21 protein-coding genes and 3 pseudogenes are annotated in these 24,797 nt (G+C 41.8%); 12 read left to right on the forward strand and 12 right to left on the reverse strand.

Going from position 1 to position 24,797, the window contains the following annotated elements; translation table 11 throughout:
• Window positions 1-11 precede the first annotated feature (11 nt).
• The 8 genes from ACR5KR_RS25215 to ACR5KR_RS25250 form a co-directional block, all read right to left on the reverse strand.
• Complete coding sequence (locus ACR5KR_RS25215; protein ID WP_448268435.1) at window positions 12-275, reverse strand: AbrB/MazE/SpoVT family DNA-binding domain-containing protein; 264 nt, start codon at window positions 273-275, stop codon at window positions 12-14.
• A 169-nt stretch (window positions 276-444) separates the two neighbouring features.
• Window positions 445-1,848 (reverse strand): ferredoxin:protochlorophyllide reductase (ATP-dependent) subunit N, encoded by a 1,404-nt coding sequence (locus ACR5KR_RS25220; RefSeq protein ID WP_334912169.1) that lies wholly within the window; start codon window positions 1,846-1,848, stop codon window positions 445-447.
• Window positions 1,849-2,052: 204 nt separating this feature from the next.
• A complete protein-coding gene (locus ACR5KR_RS25225; protein WP_448268436.1) occupies window positions 2,053-2,841 on the reverse strand; it encodes a DUF5331 domain-containing protein in 789 nt (262 codons plus the stop codon).
• Between the two features lie 32 nt (window positions 2,842-2,873).
• Window positions 2,874-3,740 carry a ferredoxin:protochlorophyllide reductase (ATP-dependent) iron-sulfur ATP-binding protein gene (gene bchL, locus ACR5KR_RS25230; RefSeq protein WP_138503144.1) on the reverse strand — a complete coding sequence of 289 codons (867 nt, stop codon included), beginning with the start codon at window positions 3,738-3,740 and terminating at the stop codon, window positions 2,874-2,876.
• A gap of 737 nt (window positions 3,741-4,477) precedes the next feature.
• A complete protein-coding gene (locus tag ACR5KR_RS25235) occupies window positions 4,478-4,732 on the reverse strand; it encodes a TIGR02450 family Trp-rich protein (protein WP_322672297.1) in 255 nt (84 codons plus the stop codon).
• 91 nt (window positions 4,733-4,823) lie between these two features.
• The gene (locus ACR5KR_RS25240; RefSeq protein ID WP_448268437.1) at window positions 4,824-5,207 is read right to left on the reverse strand and encodes a hypothetical protein; all 384 of its coding nucleotides are present in this window, start codon (window positions 5,205-5,207) and stop codon (window positions 4,824-4,826) included.
• Window positions 5,208-6,045: 838 nt separating this feature from the next.
• Window positions 6,046-6,594 carry a hypothetical protein gene (locus ACR5KR_RS25245; protein ID WP_445629957.1) on the reverse strand — a complete coding sequence of 183 codons (549 nt, stop codon included), beginning with the start codon at window positions 6,592-6,594 and terminating at the stop codon, window positions 6,046-6,048.
• A 209-nt stretch (window positions 6,595-6,803) separates the two neighbouring features.
• Window positions 6,804-7,028: a hypothetical protein gene (locus ACR5KR_RS25250; protein ID WP_445629956.1), complete on the reverse strand. Its 225-nt coding sequence runs from the start codon at window positions 7,026-7,028 to the stop codon at window positions 6,804-6,806.
• 170 nt (window positions 7,029-7,198) lie between these two features.
• Here ACR5KR_RS25250 and clpB point away from each other — a divergent pair.
• A pseudogene (gene clpB / locus ACR5KR_RS25255) lies at window positions 7,199-9,819 on the forward strand (ATP-dependent chaperone ClpB).
• Window positions 9,820-9,925: 106 nt separating this feature from the next.
• Here clpB and ACR5KR_RS25260 read toward each other — a convergent pair.
• Window positions 9,926-10,483, reverse strand: a complete 558-nt coding sequence (locus ACR5KR_RS25260) for an SRPBCC family protein (protein ID WP_448268438.1) — start codon at window positions 10,481-10,483, stop codon at window positions 9,926-9,928.
• 421 nt (window positions 10,484-10,904) lie between these two features.
• On the opposite strand from ACR5KR_RS25260, the gene ACR5KR_RS25265 reads away from it, so the two are divergent.
• From ACR5KR_RS25265 to ACR5KR_RS25275, 3 genes are all read left to right on the forward strand, one after another.
• On the forward strand, window positions 10,905-11,099 hold the full coding sequence (locus tag ACR5KR_RS25265) for a hypothetical protein (RefSeq protein ID WP_322683898.1): 195 nt from the start codon (window positions 10,905-10,907) through the stop codon (window positions 11,097-11,099).
• 292 nt (window positions 11,100-11,391) lie between these two features.
• On the forward strand, window positions 11,392-11,556 hold the full coding sequence (rd, locus tag ACR5KR_RS25270; protein WP_292774831.1) for a rubredoxin: 165 nt from the start codon (window positions 11,392-11,394) through the stop codon (window positions 11,554-11,556).
• Between the two features lie 51 nt (window positions 11,557-11,607).
• Window positions 11,608-12,849, forward strand: coding sequence for an NAD(P)/FAD-dependent oxidoreductase (locus ACR5KR_RS25275; protein WP_448270330.1), 1,242 nt, complete (start codon window positions 11,608-11,610; stop codon window positions 12,847-12,849).
• Window positions 12,850-12,989: 140 nt separating this feature from the next.
• On the opposite strand, the pseudogene ACR5KR_RS25280 reads toward ACR5KR_RS25275, so the two are convergent.
• Window positions 12,990-13,388, reverse strand: a pseudogene (locus tag ACR5KR_RS25280) (SMI1/KNR4 family protein); the annotation flags it as partial.
• A 379-nt stretch (window positions 13,389-13,767) separates the two neighbouring features.
• Here ACR5KR_RS25280 and ACR5KR_RS25285 point away from each other — a divergent pair.
• From ACR5KR_RS25285 to ACR5KR_RS25295, 3 genes are all read left to right on the forward strand, one after another.
• A complete protein-coding gene (locus tag ACR5KR_RS25285; RefSeq protein WP_448268439.1) occupies window positions 13,768-14,850 on the forward strand; it encodes a hypothetical protein in 1,083 nt (360 codons plus the stop codon).
• Window positions 14,851-14,983: 133 nt separating this feature from the next.
• Complete coding sequence (lpxD, locus tag ACR5KR_RS25290; protein WP_448268440.1) at window positions 14,984-16,036, forward strand: UDP-3-O-(3-hydroxymyristoyl)glucosamine N-acyltransferase; 1,053 nt, start codon at window positions 14,984-14,986, stop codon at window positions 16,034-16,036.
• Window positions 16,037-16,710: 674 nt separating this feature from the next.
• Window positions 16,711-17,442 carry an iron-containing redox enzyme family protein gene (locus tag ACR5KR_RS25295; RefSeq protein WP_448268441.1) on the forward strand — a complete coding sequence of 244 codons (732 nt, stop codon included), beginning with the start codon at window positions 16,711-16,713 and terminating at the stop codon, window positions 17,440-17,442.
• 842 nt (window positions 17,443-18,284) lie between these two features.
• On the opposite strand, the gene ACR5KR_RS25300 is transcribed toward ACR5KR_RS25295, so the two are convergent.
• Window positions 18,285-19,190, reverse strand: a complete 906-nt coding sequence (locus ACR5KR_RS25300; protein WP_448268442.1) for a CoB--CoM heterodisulfide reductase iron-sulfur subunit B family protein — start codon at window positions 19,188-19,190, stop codon at window positions 18,285-18,287.
• A gap of 418 nt (window positions 19,191-19,608) precedes the next feature.
• Here ACR5KR_RS25300 and acpP point away from each other — a divergent pair, with 418 nt between their 5' ends.
• The 5 genes and pseudogenes from acpP to ACR5KR_RS25325 all read left to right on the forward strand — a co-directional run.
• Window positions 19,609-19,863 (forward strand): acyl carrier protein, encoded by a 255-nt coding sequence (gene acpP, locus ACR5KR_RS25305; protein ID WP_448268443.1) that lies wholly within the window; start codon window positions 19,609-19,611, stop codon window positions 19,861-19,863.
• Window positions 19,864-20,098: 235 nt separating this feature from the next.
• Window positions 20,099-21,349: a beta-ketoacyl-ACP synthase II gene (fabF, locus tag ACR5KR_RS25310; RefSeq protein ID WP_448268444.1), complete on the forward strand. Its 1,251-nt coding sequence runs from the start codon at window positions 20,099-20,101 to the stop codon at window positions 21,347-21,349.
• 347 nt (window positions 21,350-21,696) lie between these two features.
• Window positions 21,697-23,724, forward strand: a complete 2,028-nt coding sequence (gene tkt / locus ACR5KR_RS25315) for a transketolase (RefSeq protein WP_448268445.1) — start codon at window positions 21,697-21,699, stop codon at window positions 23,722-23,724.
• A 122-nt stretch (window positions 23,725-23,846) separates the two neighbouring features.
• On the forward strand, window positions 23,847-24,131 hold the full coding sequence (locus ACR5KR_RS25320) for a hypothetical protein (protein WP_448268446.1): 285 nt from the start codon (window positions 23,847-23,849) through the stop codon (window positions 24,129-24,131).
• A 6-nt stretch (window positions 24,132-24,137) separates the two neighbouring features.
• A pseudogene (locus ACR5KR_RS25325) lies at window positions 24,138-24,299 on the forward strand (VapC toxin family PIN domain ribonuclease); the annotation flags it as partial.
• Window positions 24,300-24,392: 93 nt separating this feature from the next.
• On the opposite strand, the gene ACR5KR_RS25330 reads toward ACR5KR_RS25325, so the two are convergent.
• Entirely contained in the window at window positions 24,393-24,734 is a 342-nt protein-coding gene (locus tag ACR5KR_RS25330; protein WP_448268447.1) for a hypothetical protein, read from the reverse strand.
• Window positions 24,735-24,797 lie beyond the last annotated feature (63 nt).

Consider the following 24,797-nt stretch of genomic DNA (forward strand, 5'->3'; position numbering starts at 1 on the left):
ATTAGATTTTATCAACCGCAATCATGCCACGATTCTTCTATACCTTGACTAATTGCATGATCCATATCCTCAATAGTTTTAGGTTTTCCTTGATATTTTAAACAGCCTGCTACATCATCTAATTTAGTTTCTGGAAAAAGTTTCTTAGGCTTTAAAAGAATTCCATCACCCATATCAATAATAATAAATTCTTGACCTACTTCCCATTGATGAGCTTCCCGCAAAGATTGGGGAATAATTACTTGTCCTTGAGGAGACAATTTGGTAATTTCCATTAACTTAAGAAGTAAAAAACTAAGAGTAATATAAAAATTTTAGCATTTTTGATTGTCCCCATTTCTCCTCTTCCTCTGCGTTCTCTGCGTTTCTGCGGTTATAGAAAAAAAGGACGAACCCGAAAAGTTCGCCCATAACATACTATTATCTTGTTGCTAAATCCAAATCCTAAATCTTCGCTTCTTCTTTCACCAACTTATCCCAACCCAAATCTTTCAAATTGTTATTTCGACGCAACGGACGAGTAACCAACTCTAATATGTCACGCGCATTTGTAAAGCCGTGAATTTGAGCAAAAGTGAACTCCACAGACCATTTTGTATTAATACCGCGTGCTTCCAATGGGTTAGCGTGAGCCATACCAGTAATTACCAAATCTGGTTTCAACTCATAAATTCGCTGAAGTTGATTGTAATTATCCGGCTTCTCTACAATCTTTGGTAAAGGTGAACCCATTTCCTGACAAGTTTTCTCCAGCAATGCCAACTCAGCACCTTGATAGCGCTTATCCATGTAGGGAATGCCGATTTCGTGAACTGTCATCCCACAACGAATTAAGAATCTTGCTTGAGAAATTTCCAGCAAGTTATCACCCATGAAGAATACAGACTTACCGCGAATTAGTTTGACGTAATCTTCCAAGCCTGCCCAAATTTGTGCTTCCCGTTCATCCAAACCTTTGGGAGTAATACCAAACACCGAGCAGATTTTCTCAATCCAAGCGCGAGTGCCATCGGGGCCAATGGGGAAGGGTGCGCCAATGAGTTTACATTTGCGGCGGCGCATTAAGGTGGTAGCTGTGCGGCTGAGGAAGGGGTTGACACCAGCGACATAATACCCTTCTTCTAGTACTGGCAATTCAGTGAAGCGCTTTGCGGGTAGCCAGCCGGAAACTTTGATGCCTTGTTTCTTCAGTTCCAAGGTTAACTGAGTAACCACGGGGTCGGGAAGGGAGCCAAAGAGAACTAAGGGTGGATGATCTACGTACTCAGATTCATCTTGGGCGACATCTTCTTTCTTCTTACCAAAGTTGAGCAATTTAGCGATCGCATTACGTTCATTTTTCTCTGTTTCCGCCACCGGAGCCTTATCAGGACAACGGTTAGCCATTGCTGCTAATACGGTGTCTTCTCCTTGGGTGAAGGCGTAATCTAGACCATTTGCCCGCGCTACAACGATGGGAATCCCGATTTCAGATTCTAGTTTCGGTGCCAAACCTTCCAAATCTGTTTTGATAATTTCTGTAGTGCAAGTGCCAATCCAGACAATTACACTAGGATTGCGATCGCGTTTAATTTGCAAGCACAACCGCTTTAACTCTTCATAATCATTCAGCTGTGCCGAAATATCGCCCTCTTCCAACTCTGCCATTGCATAGCGGGGTTCAGCAAAAATCATTACCCCCATCGCGTTTTGCAGGAAGTAGCCACAAGTTTTTGTCCCAATCACCAAAAAGAAGCTATCTTCAATTTTTTGGTATAACCACGCCACGCAGCTAATTGGGCAAAAGGTATGGTAATTTCCTGTTTCACATTCAAAGTTTAAAGCTTCTGGTTGTTGAGCGACAGTCATTTTGGTTTTTTCTCCCCTTGATATTTAAAGTTAGAAGTTAGGAGTTAGGAGTTAGTAGTAGAGACGCGATTAATCGCGTCTGTACAGGAGTTAGGAGTTCTGATTAATAACTATAAAATTTTTTAACTCCTAAGTTTTTTCCTAACTTTTTTACTCCAACTTTTTTAACTCCTAACTCTTAACTCCTAACTCCTAACTTAGTAATTAAGCATTGGGGAAGAGGCGGGCAATTTCTGATTCATCAAAAACGCCTGCTGGCAGTTCTTCCCCTAAAAAATCGTTATTTTCTTCAGCCTTTTGTAAAGCTGTTTCATCACCCCAGACATCTGATAACACGTCTTTAAACGCATTCTCATCTAGTGGACTATCTCCAAGTGCCTCTTCTTCATCCAGCTTTACTTCCGTTGCAGCTGTTGTATCGAAGGCAATTTCCCCAAACTCATCTGCTTCTAAACTAGAGTTTTGGAGAGACTCATCTTTTGAGTTGTGTCCGTTGGTTAAGGAAATATCGCCAAAGCCATTTTCCGTTTCTTCCAACTGGCTGATTCCCAGGCTTTCATCCTCAGAATCCACGATTGCGAACTCTTCAACTACCGCCACCGCCGCAAAGCCATTTGTATGATCGTGTGTCAATGTTTCATCTTCAGGCTTTTCATCAATGACAGATACTGCTTCTTCTACGTATTTTTCTACATTTTGGTTGACGACGAAGCGATTACCGAGAGCTAAATCTGGGTCAAAATGCAAATCCAGGACTTCAATCAGGGTATCGGCGTCAGGATTGAGTTTGGCAAATGGCAGCATTAACTGCGCTAGTTTTGGCTCTAGGGCGTTAAGAACTCCCAGGATGAGGTAAGAAGGTGGTCGCTTCCCGCCATCAGGGGTGTACACCGATTCCACTTCCATGTGGAGGATAATCCAGTCTCGATTATTCTGGAAAAATTGTAACCACTTTTGCTTTATTGAATCTGTAAAGCTGTGAAAGAATGCCATGTTATTGTCCCCCATCCTGAGAACTTGGTGATTTATACAATCATCAAGTCTAGTTCCTCTTCTGAATTAGGAACCTGGGGTTTACCCGGATTTAGATAAAAATCGGACAACAAAGAGAACAACTCCCGATCTGGTGAATCATTAGGTACAACACCTTCGGGACGCGCTAGAATTTGGTCGGCGATGTTGAGATAGTAGTCGCAAACGTAGTCTAGAGAAGGATCTTGCTCTGCCATCTCAAACAAAGTCTTACCTTTCACACGGGAAACACGAATATCTTCAATTAAAGGTAAAACTTCCAAAACTGGCATGGGCACTGCTTCTACATATTTTTCAATCAAGTCGCGCTTGGATGTGCGATTGCCAATTAACCCAGCTAAACGCAGTGGGTGAGTTCTTGCTTTTTCGCGGACTGAAGCAGCAATCCGATTGGCAGCAAATAAAGCATCAAAGCCATTGTCTGTAACAATCAGGCAGTAATCTGCATAGTTGAGTGGTGCTGCAAAACCACCACAAACTACGTCACCCAGAACGTCAAAGAGAATTACATCGTACTCATCAAAGGCGTTGAGTTCTTTAAGTAATTTTACGGTTTCACCGACTACGTAGCCGCCACATCCAGCACCCGCAGGTGGACCACCAGCTTCTACGCAATCAACACCGCCGTAGCCTTTATAAATTACATCTTCCGGCCAGACATCTTCGTAGTGATAGTCCTTTTCTTGGAGGGTGTCGATAATTGTCGGAATCAAAAACCCAGTCAGGGTGAAGGTGCTGTCATGTTTGGGGTCGCAGCCAATTTGCAGCACTTTCTTGCCACGTTTAGCTAGGGCGACGGATATATTACAGCTAGTTGTGGATTTACCGATACCACCTTTTCCGTAGACTGCTAGTTTCACTGTTGTTTCCCTCTTATAGCTTTTGGTCAAACTTGTGGCTCAAACATTTGCCTTCACCTTTCCTGAGATGGCGATGCGTGAGGTCTGTTGATGTCATTATTGGGCAAATTACCTAGAAAAGAAAGTGGCTCCTAATCTGTAAAACGGTTTTAGAGGATGAATTAAAGCTCAATTAGATTAATTTAGGTTTTTATGAACCCTAAAGACCTTAAAAGATTTAAAAATACATAATAAAAACTTTTTATTACTTATTTTTATAAAAATAGTTACAAAATACAAAAAATTTAAATCTGCCTTTTTGAATGCTTTTCATAGAATTAGCTAATGTTTTTACAACCTGTTTTCAAGGCATTGGGGCGCAGAGTTAAGGCAAAAGAGAGGTATATGCAGCCTGATGCTGGAAATACTACTGAAATTTGTGTTAGCGTAGCTCACCGTTGGCGTTCTCGTTAGCGTCTCTGAAAGAGAAGCCTCTTGTAGAGAAGGTATCGCAGATAAATCGCCAGTTTTCAGTCGGTAGAGCAAACCATTTAATTGCTGCTTGAGAGTGAGTTAGTGTGATTTTGTAAAATATTATTAATTTGCAAGATATAGGGTTTCTGGGTTGAGTCATATGACAGACTTAACCCCCAATCCCTTCCCTACTAGCGTTGGGGAGTAAGATTCAAAGCCTCTTTCCTAAAAAAGAGAGCAATGGAACTGAGGTTAAAATCTTTTGGCTGTGCGGCTTAAGGCAATTAGGACACCTCAGTTTTAATTTCCTGGATTTCCTGTAATGTTTGCCAACCAGCTTGCCACTGGGAGTTATCTTGTAATAATTTGGCATTTATCCAAAAACGGACTTTAGGATCGCAAGCAGCAACCATTTCGGCGTAAACCCATTTACCCTGATTTTTCCGATTGACAACTTGGAAATGCCGCCAGCCATCAACTTTTTGCTGTGCTGTCCACTTAGAACCAACTAGGTAAGGAAATTTTTGTTTTTTAGTCATTTGTCATTTGTCATTTGTCATTTGTCATTGGGAAAACACTTTCTTTATTTCCCATTCCCCATTCCCAATTCTCAATTTCTAATTCCCCACCTTAAGATGTCACCAAATCACCGTTACGGGTAAACTTCTGGCAATCCAACTCATTATCTTGCTGAACGCATAGCGAAAACCATCTGATATGGCTCCAGCAGGTGTTGATGTTGTTGGTAATTTTGCGCTTTTTCTTAGAAAGGCGTAGTCTTACGACTTCATTAGGACAAAGAATTTCTAACGTACCCGTACCATCTTCGTCATTGACGATGCGAAATAGACAGTCTTGCAACATCGCACGGCTGCTGCTGTCGAAGAACCGCTTAAATCGCTGTAGCTTTTCCCCTTCAGTCATTTGGCTGATGGGTTTTATTTTCAAGAAATCCTCATCCTCTAAGTCAAAGTTATCATCTTCAAAGTCGTAGGGGTCAATCATTTTCAGCATCCACTAGGCGACCTGAAATCATGGTAACTCTGTATGAGGGCAAGGTAGATTTAATACGTCATACTTGGTGTACGCATTTCGATTCCTACTTATGAAGGAGTAATTTTGTTTATCACCATGTCTCTATAGATATTGTTAAGACAGTTACCATACATTCTAAGAAAAAAATAGTCAGCTTTAACTTTCAGGGATAAGCTGTTTTCAATGCGATTAAGTGTAATTGACCTGATGAAATATCTACTTGACCATTTCACATCTTTTAAATATAATTTAACGTGCTCCAAATCTTTTTATTGGAAATAATTTTGTTTAATAAGCATCTCTAGAATGTTATGAATATTAATCGAAAAAGCTTTGAGCGTTTCTTTGATGGCTGCTTGTGAATTCAATAAGATTTGGCTTCATGGTATTAGTGCTGCGATCGCCATTTACTTTGGTTTTATTGCTATACTAAATTTATGAGAACTGAGTTCCGGGGAAAGCTACAGTCTTAGCCAGAAATAAATAGGAGTTGTATCAAAATTAAGTAAGCGAGCTAGTCATTTAATCGCTTAATAAAGGAATCGTATACAAAATTTAAGTATACGATTCTTGATAAAACATAGAACTAAATTGTTTTCTACCCACGACTGGAATGTTTCAGTTGTTCAACCAAGGGATATTAGAGCTAATTACGGGCAGTGTATGCCATACAGTTGGCTTTGCTTAAAATTAAGGGGGTACGCCCGTCTTTTTTAGTTACGGCTAGGAAGGAGCAAACATTTTTGTACTAAGCTTTTTGTACTAAGCAGTTTTACCTGTTACACCAAATAGGCTTTTTGGTATAACAGGCGTATACTTACTGCAAACCTAGTTGTTTAGACTGTGATGCTACCAGCGTAATGGCAAACTTAGTCCCTGGCTTAAAGTCTGCAATAGTTGCATTATATTCCAAGGACTGGTTCGCTGGTAAGTAAGATGGCCCCCCGCAAGATACATTTAAATCCGTACCATCCTGAACTTTTAAATTAGAACAGCCATAAATGACTGCTTTATTGCCTTCATTATCGACTTTGCTGATCTGAAGGCTTTTAACAACCCCAGTTACATCCGCAGGCAAATTTATAATAGCTCTTTCAACCCTTAGAGCTTGTGATAACTTCATCGCGTTAGCACTGAAGCTACATCCATCGGCATTGTTAACTATCACAGTCGGTGGTAGAACATCGATTTCATTGGGATCTTTTGGATCTGGTATTATTTTTACTTCACCGATGACGGTACAATCTGACTTGATAGGCGCAGTCTGTGAATCTGCAATTGCCATTCTCGGAAAGAAAGTTGCACAAATTACGAGTAAAACAGCAAGAACTCCAAAAATCTTCTTGGAATATTTGAATCGATTCATTATTTTTCCTCCTTAAGTAAGTAGATGTTGAAAAAACCTCTAGCTAAAGGAATATTCAGTAGTTTTTTGATTAAATATGCAAATATGCAATTTGATTTTGAAAATTAGATTTTTTTGCGGGTGTAGACATCGCCAAAGCACCGCAAAAGTTTTCGGATTACTGGCACGAACATAGATTTCCAGCATTGTTGCATTATTCCCTTGTTAGATTAACTGCTAGTCTCCAACTCAGCACACGCAACACTTTCTCCTCCAGCGCTGTCAAGTAAACACGATTCGGCTTCCAGGGCGACTCCAAAAACCTCTGTACCGACTCCTAAGCGCTCACTGGAATAAACCCAACTAATGCGATCGCCTATATCATGGGCGCTTGCGCCATCGCACACAAGAGGGCATCTGCTGACATTCCGCAGGCCAGTAATTGAAATCCACATAGGAAAATCGGAACTAGGGGAAAATACCACTTTTTCAAGATGTGAACACCGATCTAGGCGATCGCTCCCCTGTTCATACAATATCTATTGAGAGCAAAAATTATCTTTACTTGGTGTTCTGGTGGTAGCCTCTGACAAGCTACAGCACCTCTACGTTCCTGAAAAAGCCTATGCAACCTACTAATCCTAACCAATTTACAGAAAAAGCTTGGGAAGCGATCGCCCATACCCCGGATATTGTTAAACAATATCAACAACAACAAATTGAAAGCGAACACCTAATGAAAGCGCTGCTAGAACAAGATGGTCTAGCAACAGGGATTCTCACAAAAGCGGGTGTTGACCTCCAAAAACTGCGCGATATCGCACTGAACAATTTTTCCAACGTCAGCCAAAAGTATCCGGTAGCAGCAGTTCTGTTTACTTGGGACGCAGCTTGGATACACTTCTAGATCGAGCAGACGGATATCGCAAAGAGTTTCAAGACGAATATATTTCAATTGAACACTTATTGCTGGGTTATGCCAAAGATGACCGTTTTGGCAAAGCTTTATTCCAAGAGTTTGCTTTAGACGAAGGCAAGCTCAAAAATATTATTAAACAAGTTCGGGGGAGCCAAAAAGTGACCGACCAAAATCCAGAAGGCAAATACGAAGCACTGGAAAAATACGGGCGTGACCTTACAGAAGCCGCGCGTAAAGGTCAACTTGACCCAGTAATTGGGCGAGATGATGAGATTCGTCGGACTGTGCAAATTCTTTCTCGCCGTACCAAGAATAATCCTGTGCTAATTGGTGAACCGGGTGTTGGTAAAACTGCGATCGCCGAAGGATTAGCACAGCGCATTATCGCAGGTGATGTACCTCAATCCCTCAAAGACCGCAAGCTAATCGCTTTAGATATGGGTGCTTTGATTGCAGGGGCAAAATTCCGGGGTGAATTTGAAGAACGCCTGAAAGCAGTATTAAAAGAAGTTACTGAATCTGGCGGCAATATTGTTTTATTTATTGATGAAATTCACACCGTTGTCGGCGCTGGTGCAACCCAAGGCGCGATGGATGCGGGTAACTTGTTAAAACCGATGTTGGCGCGGGGCGAATTGCGCTGTATTGGGGCGACAACTTTGGATGAATACCGCAAATATATCGAAAAAGATGCTGCATTAGAAAGACGCTTCCAGCAAGTTTATGTCGATCAGCCTAGTGTAGAAGATAGTATTTCGATTTTGCGTGGGTTGAGAGAACGTTATGAAAACCACCACGGGGTGAAGATTTCTGATAGTGCTTTAGTTGCCGCCGCCGTATTGTCGAGTCGTTATATTAGCGATCGCTTCCTACCAGATAAGGCAATTGACTTGGTAGACGAAGCCGCCGCGAGATTAAAAATGGAGATTACCTCCAAACCTGAAGAACTCGACGAAATCGATCGCAAGATTCTGCAATTGGAAATGGAGAAGCTATCGCTGCAAAAAGAAAGCGATGCCGCTTCTCGCGAACGTTTAGGAAGATTGGAAAAAGAAATTGCCGATCTCAAAGAAGAACAAAAAACTCTGAATACTCAATGGCAGTCTGAAAAAGATATCATTGACAAAATTCAGTCTGTAAAAAAAGAGATTGAACAGGTCAATTTAGAGATTCAGCAAGCAGAACGCGACTATGACCTTAACCGCGCTGCGGAGTTGAAATACGGCACTTTAACCAGTTTGCATCGTCAATTGGAAGCAATAGAAGCTGAATTGGCAAACACTCAAAGAAGTGGTAAATCACTATTAAGAGAAGAAGTCACAGAAGGTGATATTGCTGAAATTATTTCTAAATGGACAGGAATTCCGATCAGTAAGTTGGTGGAATCAGAGAAAGAAAAACTGCTGCATTTAGAAGATGAACTCCACCGCCGAGTAGTTGGACAAGAAGAAGCAGTCACAGCTGTAGCGGATTCAATTCAGCGATCGCGCGCTGGACTAGCCGATCCCAATCGTCCTATTGCTAGCTTTATTTTCCTTGGGCCTACGGGTGTGGGTAAAACCGAATTGGCGAAAGCGCTGGCGGCGTATATGTTCGATAGCGAAGATGCGCTGGTGCGAATCGATATGTCTGAGTATATGGAGAAACACGCCGTCTCTCGTTTAATCGGTGCGCCTCCAGGATACGTGGGTTACGAAGAAGGCGGACAACTTACAGAAGCGATTCGTCGCCGCCCTTACTCAGTGATTCTTTTCGACGAAATCGAGAAAGCACACCCCGATGTCTTCAATATCTTCCTGCAAATTCTCGATGATGGTCGCGTCACTGATGCCCAAGGTCATAAAGTGGACTTCAAGAACGCTATTATCATCATGACTAGCAACATCGGTTCGCAGTACATTCTTGATATCGCTGGGGATAACACCCACTACGATGAAATGCGCCGTCGAGTCATGGAAGCAATGCGAAATAGCTTCCGTCCAGAGTTCCTGAACCGGATTGATGAAATCATCATCTTCCACGGTTTAGATAAGAAGGAATTGCGGCAAATTGTGCTGTTGCAAGTGGAAAGATTGCGGCAAAGATTGAGCGATCGCAAAATATCTCTCAAACTCTCGGATGCTGCCCTTGACTTTTTAGCAGAAGTAGGGTATGACCCAGTGTATGGGGCGCGTCCACTGAAGCGGGCGATTCAGCGAGAGTTAGAAACTCAAATTGCTAAATCCATCTTGCGCGGCGAATTCAACGACGGTAACACCATCTTTGTAGATGTGCAAAATGAAAGGTTGTCGTTTAGCCGTTTACCAGTTGAAGTCTTTACCGGATAATTACACCTGATAAATCACACACAAAAACCCGTTTTCTGACAGAAAGCGGGTTTTTGAATTATCTATATAGGTAAAGTGAAAATCCGATCGGCAACGTCTGAATTTTTTATTGAGTCTTACACATAACTTGTCGCATTTTACGCATATTTGCAGGCAACTCTAAATTCATCGCTTGTTGAATAAAAATAGATGGAATCGGAATTAGAGGTGTTGCTTGCACAGTATAAGCAAGTATTGTGCCATTACCACAATCTTGTAGTTCTAAATTGGCGTTAAAGTCCTCAAAAGTCCCATTTACCATACGAAATTGGATTTGCTGCCCCAGCACTTCTACAACATTGAGGTAAATTTCTACTTGAGCCGTAAAAAATAAGAAGGCTTTTTGTGCTGCTTGATACAGACGTTTGACTTCACCTTTATGTACTACCTCACTCTTGGTAATATCGGGAAAATATTGCACCCAGCGGGGATAATCAGTTAATTGCTGCCAAACGTGCGATCGCACCATCGGCAAATACATCCAGGCTGTCACCGCGCCACCCGATAGCTTGTGCGATCGCGTTTCTACCAAAATTTCACCTTGTACCAGCAACTTTTGCTTGTCTTGACTCCAAGCCATATCTGAACCTGCAATAATTGAATCTGATATATAAGACGCAGACATAATGATTAAGTTACTCCTCAACTCATCCACCTAAATAGAGTTGAAATTACAAGCCATAAAACTTGATTTAGATCCAACCCATTATTAAATTAGTTCCAGTTTAATACTTATCTTTTCCGGAAAGGATAATTTTTTGCTCATCATTTCAGTTACTTTACTGTAAAAACTGTGTTTCTTATCACAATTAACATAATTAATACTCCAGTAAGTTTTGTCAAAGTAATATTTGTAGATGAAAAACTGCGTTGTTAACAGCTAGAATGGCACAAACACGATTTAACATCAAGTCCCTTACCCTAACGTTTGGACAGGATCTCTCGGTTTTACGTGTTATTTCTGATGAAACTATAACTTCATCGTAACTTCATATTTTAATTATCAATATCAAGTGTAATGTCTGTTGAATTGAGAGGAAAATTAGGTGAATCAATCTTCTTTAAATCGTAGATTAATCCAGATTTTTGGTATACTTCTCGGCATTAGCGTTGCCGTTTGGGTACTGAGAGGTATTGGTATTCTCACTTTTATCCCAGGTGGAATTATTTGGCTACTGCTACTTGGGGCGATCGCGATCGGAATTATCAGTTACGCCCAAAGGACATGGTGGCGTTTTTAGTCATTTGTCATTTGTCATTGGTCATTTGTCATTGGTCATTCGCCTAAGATACAAAAGTTTTTGGTATATACCTCTGCCCTCTTGGGCGAAAAAAACTAATGACTACGGGCTAATTCAAGTCACGTCCACAAGGAACGTGGTTTCTCTTGGACATTAATGATTAATGACTTTGCGAAGCGGTTTGATTTTCATACCGTAGTCTCGTTTAAGAATTGTGGCTTACCTATTTTGACTCATTGCCAAAAGTATTTAATAGGGAAGCAATGCCAATAATTTACGAGGAAAAAGGAGCATGGCAAAGTATAAATGTACTGTTTGTGGCTATATATATGACCCAGCAGAAGGCGATCCAGATAGCGATATAGCACCGGGAACAGCTTTTGAAGATATACCAGAAGATTGGTCGTGTCCAACTTGTGGTGCAACAAAAGACGACTTTGAACCTGATGAAGAGTGAAAATAACAGCTAGCCTAGAAAGTAGGTGCTGTAAAAGAGACATTTTTGAAATTGTTACCGTTACAAATTGTAGTTATTGGGGGTGGGGCAGCAGGATTTTTTGGCGCGATCGCTTGTGCTAAAGCCAATCCTGATGCCCAAGTTACTTTACTCGAAGCCAGTCGTCAACCCCTAGCGAAAGTGCTAATTTCTGGTGGCGGACGCTGTAACGTCACTCATGCTTGCTTTGAGCCGGAGGAGTTAGTGCAAAATTACCCCAGAGGTGCAAAAGCTTTACGGGGCGCTTTGACTCGGTTTGGGCCTCAAGATACAGTAGCTTGGTTTGCTGCTGGTGGAGTCTATCTCAAAACGGAAGCTGATGGCCGGATGTTTCCTGTCACCAATACTTCAGAAACGATTGTGGAATGTCTGATTAAAGCGGTGGCGAAAGCTGGGGTGAAACTCCGTATCGGTACGCATGTAACTTCAGTAAGAACCTCAGTAGATGGGGGGTTTGATATTTTTCTGAAGTCGGGAGAGACAATTAAATGCGATCGCCTACTTTTAGCAACCGGTAGTAGCCTTGCAGGTTATAAAATTGTCCGAGAGTTAGGTCATCAAATTGAACCGCCAGTACCCTCGTTATTTACCTTCAATATTCTCGATCAAAAGCTGCGAGAATTAGCTGGAGTTAGCGTTAATCCTGCTCAATTGCGTTTATCTGCGGGCGGAAAATCCCAATTACAACAAACTGGGCCATTGTTAATTACCCACTGGGGTTTGAGTGGCCCGGCTGTTTTGAAGCTTTCTGCTTGGGGTGCGAGAGTTCTGCACGAAAGCCGCTATCAAGCCACATTATTGATTAATTGGCTGCCTAATTTGCACCAAGAACAAGTGCGAGAAAAAGTTTTAGCAGTTAAGGATGAATGGGGAAAAAAAGCGATCGCATTGCATCGCGGCGTCGATCTACCCCATCGTCTCTGGCAATATATTATCGCTCGTGTAGGCATTACCACAGAAGACCGTTGGGCAGAAATATCTAGTAAAACCTTAAATCAACTGGTGCAAGAACTTACTCAAGGACAATACTTAATCAACGGTAAAGGAGCCTTCAAAGAAGAATTTGTTACCTGTGGCGGTGTCAAGCTCAAAGAAGTCAATTTCAAGACAATGGAAAGTCGGTTAGTTCCTGGTCTTTATTTTGCCGGAGAAATCTTAGATATTGATGGCGTTACCGGTGGGTTTAACTTCCAAAGTGCTTGGACAACCGGTTATTTAGCAGGCGTGGCAATGGCGACTAACCAGATAGCTTAAAAGAGTTCGTAGTAAGCACTTTAGTGCTTAAAAAATCAGGAATAAAGTGCTTACTACAAACTTATAAAAATTAATGTAGCACAATACTATAACCGTTATCGTTAAAATTTATTTATTCTCAAAAAGATAATTTTGAAATATTATCTCAATCCTCTCCTTATCAAATATTCAACTTGTTCTACAAATTCCTCTATCCAATCCATTACAGATTTACTGGACTCTTTGATTCTAATGCCATCGTCATGTAGAAAATAAACAGAACAGTCATCTTGTCCATTGGCAACAATAAACCACGGAGCTCCACGTAAAGCACAGATACAAAAAGCATTTTCAGGTAAGGGTGTACATTCTTCTCCCTCAGCAATAGACTCAAGGATAATCTCTTGCTGCCACTCATTCATTTTAATAAGTTGGTCGAAATAAAACTCAAATTCCGATCCTCTAATAAGCTTTCCGGCGCTATGCCCAAGTAAGCCTAAGATTTCTCTGTAAGTCCTTGGTAAAACTCCATATTTACTCTCAATGTATGCAATTTCCTCTGGGGTACATCCTTGTAACTATTGCTCATTTGTTACTATTCCACTAGTAAACAAGCGCTCTCTTAATTCTTGTATATTATTAATCATTTCAAAACTTGAATTGTTTAGAGGATAAATAATCTCTATCTTAATTATTAATTATCTGACTAGTACAAAATGGCAAACATCTACTCTTAAAGCTTGTTAGTAAGAGCGTCTCCGTGTTAACCTCGCTCATTTACCAGTTCTTTAAGAACAAGCGATCGCTACTTAATTATATTTACTTATCAAAATTCTTACTAATCCTCCAGCATTTCCCACCTTGCCACTCTATATTCACACCAGCCACCCTAGAGAAGACAAATTTTTCAGGGTGTATTAATTTTCGCATAAAAAATATATGAATACTGATAAAAATGCTGCGTCTGCAATTACGTTGCAGGGAAGCCAGTATATGCTGCATGGCTTTCCAGTGCTTGGTATTCCTGATGAGAAGCGTGCTGTAAAATACTTCAGCCTCAATCCATTTCTACCAAATGTCCAAAATCGCTGCCCGATTGAATGTGCCTATTGTGTCTGCCATCAAGACCGTGACTGGCATCATTATCCACAAAACTTTCAGGATGTCTCAGATCCGGTTAACTTGCTCGATCTTTTGCTAGACCACATTTTTGCTACCCCAGAGGGACAAAAGGGCTTTCCAATTTCACTATGCGATTACTCTGACCCTTTTATTCCAGCCCATCGAGAACGCGTACTATCAATTCTGGATGCACTGATTGACCGCAAAGCCGCCAATATAGTCTACATAACTACCAAAGTCCATCCTGGTCAATCTTTTCTAGAACGCCTCAAAAAAACTCTAGAGCGACCTCATTCACTTCGAGTCACTGTCTTTGTTAGTCTACCACCCTTGAAACCAGGCTATGAGCAAGCCTCAATTCAGAGTCGGGTACAGTTGTTGCAAGATTTAGTAAACCTTGGCATTCCCTGTTGTTGGTATCTGCGTCCACTAGTTGAAGAGTGGTTTGATGAAGCTTTAATGTGGCAATTAGCACGTACACTATTGCCCCATGTTTCCCATCACGTTATTCTGTCTGGGCTTGTGATGTCTGAAGAGATTGAAGCGAGTCTGTTAAAACAGGAATTAATCGTTCCAGAATGGGATCGTACACAACCAGGACGTAAGCAATACTTGTCGTTAGAATTCGAGTCAAAACTGCGTTCAATTCTCAGCACTGTTGCTAGCGAGCAAAATATTTCTCTTGGCCCGGTGATGGGACATCGGCTATGTGGTACTAACGGTAATCATGCCTATGGCTGCTTGATTTGCGCTAAACAAAACCGGTATTGCCAGCTTTTTCAACTTCATCACTATGGTGAAACGATCGCTACCGAAGATAATCAACGCCTCAAGACGCTATTGAGACAAGATGCAGTGAAAGTAAGCTCACGAGAGCCATCAACAGAAGAATGTCAGTGAAGTAATCCAACTTGAAGCGAAACTAGAAACAGTCTGATTGCCTCACCGCTACGCGTCTACAAAATTATTGTATTGGAGCATAAAGAGGGAAAATTATCTTGCAATTGTAGATCGATTTTAAACACACCCAACAATGAAATTCAGCGAAATCCTCCGTCAATTTGGTGACGCGGCTACCAATCATAGCCTGACTAGCAACCCAGACCAAGACCCAGAAATTACAGGGGTAGCAGCCATTGATGAAGCTACCAATGGTACGATCGGTTACGTAGAAAGTGCAAAATTTGGGTCTTTTGTCGGTAATACCAATGCTAGTGCTTTAATTTTGCCCCAGGACGAAAAATTACAAGCGCTTGCACAAGAAAGGGATATTGTCTGGCTAGCAACCCCAGATCCGCGATTATTGTTTGCCAAAGCGATCGCACTTTTTTATCAACCATATCGCCCTACCCCAGAAATTCATCCCACCGCAGTAATTCACTCCACCGCAAAAGTTGGTAGTGATGTTTATATTGGCCCCCATGCTGTGATTCAACAAGGGGTAGAAATTGGTAATGGGGCAATCATTCATCCCAACGTGGTGATTTATCCAGATGCCAAAATAGGCGATCGCACCACCTTACACGCCAACTGTACCATCCACGAACGCACCCGCATCGGTGCAGATTGCGTCATTCACAGTGGTGCTGTCATTGGTGCAGAAGGCTTTGGTTTTGTTCCTACCCGGACTGGTTGGTTCAAAATGGAACAATCGGGCTATACAGTCTTAGAAGATGGTGTGGAAGTTGGTTGTAACACTGGCATTGACCGCCCAGCAGTCGGAGAAACACGGGTAGGCCGCAATACAGTAATCGATAGCTTAGTCCAAATAGGTCACGGTTGCCAAATCGGTTCTGGTTGTGCGATCGCAGGTCAGGTTGGCATGGCGGGAGGGGTGAAACTGGGGAATCGCGTTATTTTAGCTGGACAAACAGGAATAGCCAATCAAGTGAAAATCGGAGACGGGGCAATGACATCTGCTAAAACTGGAATTCACAGCGATGTTGCACCAGGAGAAGTTGTCTGTGGAACTCCAGCCCTTCCTTACAAACTATATCTCAAGGTATGTGCTGTTTATGGTCGCCTGCCGGATATGTATCAATCGCTAAAACAATTGCAACGTAAATTCCAAAATATCAATGATTAAGCTGAAAGTTATCTAAATTGCATAACTAAATTCAAAATAATTCTTGTGGGGCGTGAATCTTGCACGTCCCATTTTGTATTCTTCTTCAAGAGGATTTTATTTTTATTCCTATTGATAGATGACAGAAAAAGTTTGTTTATAATTTTATATCAACTTTAGAAATTTGTCGAAAAAAGTAAAGATTTAGTTAATGATCTTTTTTTATTTGCTTACAAAAAAAATAAGACACTAGAATTTTTATTAAGACGAAGTACGAACTTGTACGGAATATTTGCAAAAGAGGTAATAAATTATTCATAATAACTGTACGTACACTTCAGTTAACCAAAAACAAAAATTTTTGGAACGCATTATAGTTAAAGTTTGGCCTCAATTATTGAAGATAATGTCAATTTTCCAGCCGATCCTAACCTAAATAAGGATTTGCAAACTTGTGAAATATGGTTACAAAAGGTTTGCACATTTTACTATGTGAACTGCCTGAGTGATTGTTCATTATTCACATCAAATCAGTCAATCAAGTATTTGTTAATCAGCATTTGCAAACATACTCTAAAACATAGTTGCAAAGAGTATGCATTTTTTGCTATGCAAGCTGCGTGAATAATTGTCTAGATATTCACGCCCAATTAGACAATCAAGCATCAACAACAACCCACTTATCTGCTAAAATAATGACTGCAACTCTTTCTTTGGATGCCAAGATATCCAACCAATTACAGCAAGTTTTATTAGAAATCACAACAGCACAGGATTTGTCTCTACATCCCTTTGTTCAACGCTTTGCCAAAGGAAAATTTTCACAAGATGCAATCCGGCAGTTTGCAATGAAAATGCTACCTGGCTCAAACAGATTCAATATGGCTTTTCTGAAAGTCGCGTCTAAAATGGATAGTTACCATGCTAGAACGATTATGCTAGAAAATGCATTTACTGAGCATGGAGAACTCAACTCAGATTTTGCTCATGTAGCATTATTTATGCGTTTTATGAAAGGTATTGATTGTCCTAAAATTGATATCAATGCCGATGATGGAGCGTTTCTCATTCCGGCATTACGCTTTAAAAAATTTGAATTTTGTGATGATGAACCTATAGTACGCTCTTTAGGAAGATTTGCAGCAATTGAGCAAGTTTTACCTGCAATTTTCATCAAATATATCGAAGGACTTCGTAAGATATTTAAAGGTATCGATGACCATACTATCGAATATTTCCATCTCCACTGCCACTTAGATCCAGAACATACAGACGAATTGATTCAAGTAGCCCAAATTTATACCAAGTCTGAGAAAGATGTTGAACTCTTCCGTGAAGGAGTTGAAGATATGGTTAAATCAATTGGCGATATGTTTTCTTGGATGGATGAAAACCTCGAAAAAGAAGCATTGACCTTACAAAGCTAATACCAAAGCGATTCTCAAAATTAGAGTTTAATTAAAGTTATCCAAAATTACCAGTCTTATATATTGTAAGTTGGTTAATTTTGGAAATTTTTTATCAAAACAGAATAAAGGTGTCAGTTGTCAGAATACAAAAAGGTTATTCTGTACGACTAACGCCTTGGCGCAGCTATTCTTGCTTTGCTCCTGAATTCTTCGGCAATTTTTGAAAGTCTCTATTAAAAGCCTTAGATAGTAAATTTAATTCCAGGAGTGAGCACACTCAAACTGACATCTTCAGCTACAGCAATTACGTCACCGAGGGCGCTCCGAAGAAGATTTTTGTGGTGTGGGCATCTTGCCCGCACCGGACGGGCGAGACGCCCATCCCACAAGAGTTTGCTAATGCACAAATTTAGCCTTGCCACGCCACTACGAAACTACTAAAAGAGTTGAAACTTATGCTGGTCATACTTGTGTGTACACTGTAGCCCAATACATCGGGGGGATTAAGGGGGGTAATTAAAATCACACCCAAACACTTTTCAAACAACCTCTAAGCCCCTTGTACTCCATAAATTTATACCAATTCAATTAATGATTGATTGCAACACATTCTTGGGTAAAGACGCGATGAATCGCGTCTCTACAAATGGTCTATTTGTTGCATTCTTTTTTCAAATTGGTATTAGAACTAGCCTTTCAAGGTGGATTAAATTTTGCTCAATAAACTCTCTTTAACCTCTTAACTCTGTGTTCTCTGCGCCTCCGTGGTTAAATAAAATACTTTTGAACCGCACAGACGCAAAGGGCGCAGAGAGAAAAAAGAGATTTTACCAATCAGATAAAAAGGGCTAGTCCTAAAACTAAAATCCTAATTTTTCCAACACTGGCTTTGTGGAAACAACGTGACGGTCTAAACCCAGTTCTTTTGGACTAACGCCAAGTGCCAAAGCAATCAATTGGGGTAAATGCAACACTGGTAAACCTAGCTTTTGTTCAATCACCTTTTCTACCTCTGGCTGACGCGAATCTAAATTTAAGTGGCACAGAGGACAAGGTGTAACTATACAGTCAGCATCAGACGCTAAAGCGTCCTGAATATGCATCCCTGCCATCTTAAAAGATTGGGTAGTGGCATAACTAGCAAGCGGCCAACCACAACATTGTGTCCGCCCTCGGTAATAAATTGGTGTTGCACCCACCGCCCGAAACATATTTTCCATCGCTTCCGGTTGGAAAGGGTCGTCATAAGGCATAGATTTTTGGGCGCGCAGGAGATAACAGCCATAAAAAGCCGCACATTTTAATCCAGTTAATTTCCGGGTGACGCGTTTGGTAATTTCCTCTAAACCGTAATCTGTCACCAAGGCATAAAGAAGATGTTTAACGTCAGTACTGCCGCGATAAGGCGAACAACCTTCTTTTTTTAGCAAGCCATTAACTTGTTCAATGTAAACAGGGTTAGAAGTCTGACATTCTTTCAGGTGTTCATTGACGTGACCGATAACACCTTGACAAGTGCTGCAATGGGTAAGCAAGGGCAGATTTAATTCTTCTGCTAAAGCAATATTTCTGGCGTTGACTGTATCTTCTAGCAGTTGCGAATCTTCTTTAAATGTGCCGGAACCGCAGCAAGCAGCTTTTTTAAGTTCAACTAGTTCAATCCCCAGTGCTTGGGTGAGCGCTTGAGTTGATTGGTAAAGTTCTCGACAGGCCCCTTGAGCAACACAACCAGGGAAGTAAGCGTATTTCAGTGTCTGAGGTAGCATAGAAGTATGTTTGGGTTAGAGCGATCGCTCTAAACAATAACTGTTTTATCATTCCTTGTTAGCATCATTCTGATGTTTGACGTTTAGCTACCTTTTAAGCGTCTAGGTTAAAAGGTCGCAGCATCTACATATTCTTAATTGCTAGCAAGGCTGTAAATACCGATGAGACATTGTCAAAAATTTTAGCAATAATTGGAAAACCAAAGCATTTACACGGAATCGGCGATGGCGTAGCGCGCTCCACAGTTCAAGTGTTAAGAGAAAACTTACCCCATTTATTTTAAAAATGGCAGAGGTTTTCTAGCAGAAAAACCCTTGGAAGTATGCGGGCGATCGCGCTTGACGATAAGATGTATATGCTCAAAACAATGTCTCCTCTAAAGAGCAGATCGTAGCAAGTGGTTAAGGACTTTTATTTATGAGCCAAACGGACATTTTTGAAAAGGTCAAGAAAATCGTTATCGAACAACTGAGTGTTGATCCCCCAGATAAAGTCACACCACAAGCCAAGTTTATGGATGACCTGGGAGCAGATTCCCTCGATACCGTTGAGTTGGTGATGGCTTTGGAAGAAGAATTTGATATCGAAATTCCCGACGAAGCTGCCGAGAAGATTACATCTGTTCAAGAGGCAGTAGATTACATCAATAACAAAGTTACCGCCTCAGCTTAACTGAGGATTGGAATTGGGGATTGGGATTGGGGAGATTTTTCTCTAATATCTAGCCACTCTTCGCCTGACGCTGCTAATGTCACTAATGCTGACGTTAACGACAGTCACTTGAAGTCAGCAAATCCGATGCCAGTCGCTCGTAAAGGAAACCTTTAAGACCGCGCTGGCTCACCAGTACCTAGTCGCTAACCTCAAATTTTTTGCCTGCTGCTTTTTCGCCATTTTTAACTGAATCATGACAGATCATACACGTAAACGCGTTGTTGTAACTGGTGTTGGCGCGATTACACCTATAGGTAACACAGCAACAGAATATTGGGATGGATTATTGAGTGGACGTAATGGCATTGACTACATCACATTATTTGATGCGTCTAGCCATGATTGCCGAATTGCTGGTGAAGTGAAAAACTTCGATCCGCATGATTACTTGGAGCGCAAAGAGGCCAAGCGTATGGATCGGTTTTCCCAATTTGGGGTTGCGGCAGCAAAACAGGCTCTAGCTAACTCGGAGTTAGCGATCAATGACCTGAATGCAGAACAGGTAGGTGTGATAATCGGTTCTGGCGTTGGTGGGATTAAGGTATTAGAAGACCAGCAAACTATCTACCTCAACCGTGGACCCGATCGCTGTAGTCCATTCATGATCCCAATGATGATCGCCAATATGGCCGCAGGATTAACGGCAATTCACACGGGTGCTAAAGGGCCAAACTCTTGTCCTGTAACTGCCTGTGCTGCTGGTTCTAATGCCATTGGAGATGCTTTTCGCTTAATTCAAGGGGGATATGCCCAGGCGATGATTTGTGGGGGAACGGAGTCAGCTGTCACACCATTGTCGATAGCTGGGTTTGCCGCCTGCAAGGCACTGTCTTTTAACAATGATGACCCAGCTCATGCTAGCCGTCCTTTTGACCGCGATCGCAACGGATTTGTTTTGGGTGAAGGTTCAGGAATTTTAATTCTAGAAGAACTGCAACACGCCATCAGTCGCGGCGCTCACATTTATGCCGAAATGATCGGCTATGGTATGACCTGTGATGCCTACCATATCACCTCCCCCGTACCTGGTGGGCTTGGAGCCGCTAGAGCGATGGAACTTGCGCTTAAAGATGCTGGCATAACTCCCGAACAAATTAGCTATATTAATGCCCACGGCACTAGTACCCCAGCTAATGATTCAACTGAAACCTCAGCAATCAAAAAAGCCTTGGGAGAACATGCTTATAAGGTGGCAATTAGCTCCACCAAATCGATGACAGGTCATTTATTGGGCGGTTCTGGAGGTATTGAAGCAGTTGCAACAGTACTAGCGATCGCAAATGACCAAATTCCACCGACAATCAATCTGGAAAATCCCGATCCAGAGTGTGACTTAGATTACGTGCCTCACTCTAGCCGCGCTCAAAATGTTGAGATAGCAATATCCAATTCTTTTGGGTTTGGCGGTCATAATGTCACACTGGCCTTTAAGAAATACGTTTAAAAGAGGCAGGAGAGCAGGGAGCAGGGGAGATGAGGGAGACAAGGGAGACAAGGGGATAAACAAAACTCTTAACTCTTAACTCAGCACGGGCTAAACGCCCTGCTACCGCTAACACCACTCAGCACTGCTAACGCCCAATGCCCAAAGTATCAGAAATATCATTCCGATATAACTTAAGCGTTCAGCATGACCCAATTATCAGCTTGATTTATCACCAGAAACTCAGGAGATCCCGCTTGTCCATCGACAAGCGGGAGTGGGATGATGAGGATACTGTGGGGAATCTAAAATAACCCCAGCAAGAGAAGCTACGAAGAGTGCTAACCCGTCGTTAAAAACAAGAGATTATGACTGTTGCAACCCAATCCGCCAAAGAATTGTCCGTCGAAGAACTGGCTATTAACTCGATCCGCTTCTTGGCTGTTGATGCCGTAGAAAAAGCAAAATCGGGACACCCAGGACTACCAATGGGTGCGGCTCCGATGGCTTTTGTCCTCTGGGATCGCTTTATGAAGTTTAATCCCAAGAATCCCAAATGGTTTAATCGCGATCGCTTTGTCTTATCTGCCGGTCATGGCTCAATGTTGCAGTACGCCCTGCTTTACTTGACAGGCTACGACAGTGTAAGCATTGAAGATATCAAGCAATTCCGTCAATGGGAGTCTAAAACCCCTGGACACCCGGAAAACTTCATGACCCCAGGTGTGGAAGTCACCACTGGCCCACTAGGTCAAGGAATTGCTAATGGAGTCGGTTTAGCGATCGCCGAAGCGCACCTTGCCGCTAAATTTAACAAACCCGATAGCAAGATTGTTGACCATTACACCTACGTAATCTTGGGTGACGGTTGCAACATGGAAGGAATTTCCGGTGAAGCTTGTTCTTTCGCAGGACACTTGGGATTAGGCAAACTCATCGCTCTGTACGACGACAACCACATTTCGATCGACGGTTCCACAGATGTGGCATTCACCGAAGATGTTTCCAAGCGCTTTGAAGCTTACGGTTGGCACGTCCAACACGTCGAAGATGGTAACACGGATTTAGAAGCGATCGCTAAAGCAATTGAAGCGGCTAAAGCTGTTACCGATAAGCCTTCTTTCATCAAAGTAACAACGATTATTGGTTACGGTTCCCCGAATAAAGCAAACACTGCTGGCGTTCACGGTGCTGCCTTGGGTGCAGACGAAATTGCCTTGACTCGGAAAAATTTGGGTTGGGAATACGAACCTTTCGTAGTCCCAGAAGAAGCCCTCAACCACACACGCAAAGCAGTTGAGCGCGGCGCAGGTTACGAAAACGACTGGAACAAAACCTTTGCCGACTACAAAGCTAAGTATGGCCAAGAAGCGGCTGAATTTGAACGTTACCTAAACGGCAAGCTACCCGACGGTTGGGATAAGGTACTACCCACTTACACCCCAGAAGACAAAGGACTACCTACCCGGAAACACTCAGAAACCTGCCTCAACAAACTAGCGGCGGTTTTACCTGAATTGATTGGTGGTTCGGCTGACTTGACTCACTCCAACCTGACCGAAATCAAGGGTAAAGGCGACTTCCAAAAAGGGCACTACGAAAATCCTAACATCCACTTTGGGGTGCGGGAACATGGTATGGGCGCTATCTGTAATGGGATAGCGCTGCACAGTTCGGGATTAATTCCCTACGGTGCTACCTTCTTAATCTTCACTGATTATATGCGTGCTGCCATCCGCTTATCCGCCCTTTCCCAAGCTGGCGTGATTTGGGTGATGACTCACGATTCCATTGGACAAGGTGAAGATGGCCCGACACACCAACCCATCGAAACTCTCGCTTCCTTGCGAGCTATTCCTAATTTATTAGTGTTTCGTCCCGCAGACGGTAACGAAACCTCTGGCGCTTATAAAATAGCGATAGAGAAAGCAAAGGAAAATGCTCCGTCTCTGTTGGCGTTCACCCGTCAAAACGTCCCCAACTTGGCAGGTACATCGATTGAGGGCGTAGCCAAGGGTGGATACACTGTGGTGGATAGCGAAGGTACACCCGATCTCATTCTGATTGCCACTGGTTCAGAACTAAGCCTCGCCGTCGGCGCAGCCGAAAAACTTAAGGCTGAAGGCAAGAAAGTCCGTGTTGTCTCCCTACCTTCATGGGAACTGTTTGAAGCACAGGATGCGGCTTATAAAGAGTCGATTCTGCCGAAAGCTGTCACCAAGCGTTTATCTGTAGAAGCTGGCGCTAGTTTCGGTTGGCACAAATATGTGGGTACTGAAGGCGATACTGTTAGTATCGATCGCTTTGGTGCTTCCGCTCCCGGTGGTGTTTGTTTAGAGAAGTTTGGTTTTAGCGTTGATAATGTATTAGCTAAGGCTAAACAATTGTTGGGTTAATAGCAACAGAATATTCTCAAAATAGTATTAGGTGGGCTGAAAAGCCCACTTTTTTTATATAGAGGAGGGGTGAGGGAGATTAACTATATTTGAATAAATCAGTTACGAATTAGAAGGAAGTTATGCAGGAAGTGTCAGGGAAAAGAGATATGGCGATCGCACGATTATCAAAAACTGTGGATAACTTAATTCAAGGCAATAGTCTCTATCAAGAAAGATTAAATAAACAAGAAATTATTCAACATCTAGTTAATTTATTGGATAAGTTTTCACCAGTATTTATAAATGCTCTTTCTGAGGGGGAATTAACAGATAGAATTGATAGTATTTTAGTAATAGAAGCAATTTCTGGAACATTAAATGATTTAACACCAGAGCAAATAGAGATGTTTGATGCAGCAGTATAAAGGAGAGCAGATTTAAAGAGAAAGGGTAGGAGAATACAAAAGACTGATGTATTGATAGCGGCTACAGCGATCGCACGCAGATTAATTCCGGTTTCCAATGACTCTGACTTGTTGCGAGTTGAAGGACTAAGCTTGGAGAATTGGCTATCAACAGATTCTTATAAATAATAGCTTTGTCTCTATTTAAAATTTACATTTGTCCTTGTGATATGAAACTTTTGTTTAGAAAGTGGGTTTTTCTGAAAAGCCCACTTTCTAGTCTTAAATTCCTACTAACTTGTCTAAAATAGGCCTAGCGCGAGAATCGTTTACTCCTCCTGCTGTCCGATAAAAAACCTCCCATTCATCAGAAGTAATTTGTAAATATGATTTGTATTGATCTGCTGATGCTCTCAGCTTTTTTTTGTAATCTGGATAGGAATAGATTTTAAGGTAGCGTCCGCGATTACCTGTGCGGCGAACCTTTATTTTCCACTCACGATTATAGCTGTCACATAAAACTGTTTCTCCCAAATCATGTTTACCGTTATGGCGTGTGTTGTCGAATAATTTACTGGCATCTTGGGCGATTTCTTTACCAAGCCTATATAAATCTAATATCATTACTCTTCTCTTCAAAACTATTTGAAAACAAGGATTTTAAATTTATTCTTTTAATTTCCCTGA

It is taken from the genome of Nostoc sp. DSM 114159 (assembly GCF_053470285.1).

Bases quoted from the DNA above. Each gene is read 5' to 3' on its own strand.
- ACR5KR_RS25215 (WP_448268435.1), bottom strand. From the start codon at position 275: ATGGAAATTACCAAATTGTCTCCTCAAGGACAAGTAATTATTCCCCAA.
- ACR5KR_RS25220 (WP_334912169.1), bottom strand. From the start codon at position 1,848: ATGACTGTCGCTCAACAACCAGAAGCTTTAAACTTTGAATGTGAAACA.
- ACR5KR_RS25225 (WP_448268436.1), bottom strand. From the start codon at position 2,841: ATGGCATTCTTTCACAGCTTTACAGATTCAATAAAGCAAAAGTGGTTA.
- ACR5KR_RS25235 (WP_322672297.1), bottom strand. From the start codon at position 4,732: ATGACTAAAAAACAAAAATTTCCTTACCTAGTTGGTTCTAAGTGGACA.
- ACR5KR_RS25240 (WP_448268437.1), bottom strand. From the start codon at position 5,207: ATGCTGAAAATGATTGACCCCTACGACTTTGAAGATGATAACTTTGAC.
- ACR5KR_RS25245 (WP_445629957.1), bottom strand. From the start codon at position 6,594: ATGAATCGATTCAAATATTCCAAGAAGATTTTTGGAGTTCTTGCTGTT.
- ACR5KR_RS25250 (WP_445629956.1), bottom strand. From the start codon at position 7,028: ATGTGGATTTCAATTACTGGCCTGCGGAATGTCAGCAGATGCCCTCTT.
- ACR5KR_RS25260 (WP_448268438.1), bottom strand. From the start codon at position 10,483: ATGTCTGCGTCTTATATATCAGATTCAATTATTGCAGGTTCAGATATG.
- rd (WP_292774831.1), top strand. From the start codon at position 11,392: ATGGCAAAGTATAAATGTACTGTTTGTGGCTATATATATGACCCAGCA.
- ACR5KR_RS25285 (WP_448268439.1), top strand. From the start codon at position 13,768: ATGAATACTGATAAAAATGCTGCGTCTGCAATTACGTTGCAGGGAAGC.
- lpxD (WP_448268440.1), top strand. From the start codon at position 14,984: ATGAAATTCAGCGAAATCCTCCGTCAATTTGGTGACGCGGCTACCAAT.
- ACR5KR_RS25295 (WP_448268441.1), top strand. From the start codon at position 16,711: ATGACTGCAACTCTTTCTTTGGATGCCAAGATATCCAACCAATTACAG.
- ACR5KR_RS25300 (WP_448268442.1), bottom strand. From the start codon at position 19,190: ATGCTACCTCAGACACTGAAATACGCTTACTTCCCTGGTTGTGTTGCT.
- acpP (WP_448268443.1), top strand. From the start codon at position 19,609: ATGAGCCAAACGGACATTTTTGAAAAGGTCAAGAAAATCGTTATCGAA.
- fabF (WP_448268444.1), top strand. From the start codon at position 20,099: ATGACAGATCATACACGTAAACGCGTTGTTGTAACTGGTGTTGGCGCG.
- tkt (WP_448268445.1), top strand. From the start codon at position 21,697: ATGACTGTTGCAACCCAATCCGCCAAAGAATTGTCCGTCGAAGAACTG.
- ACR5KR_RS25320 (WP_448268446.1), top strand. From the start codon at position 23,847: ATGCAGGAAGTGTCAGGGAAAAGAGATATGGCGATCGCACGATTATCA.
- ACR5KR_RS25330 (WP_448268447.1), bottom strand. From the start codon at position 24,734: ATGATATTAGATTTATATAGGCTTGGTAAAGAAATCGCCCAAGATGCC.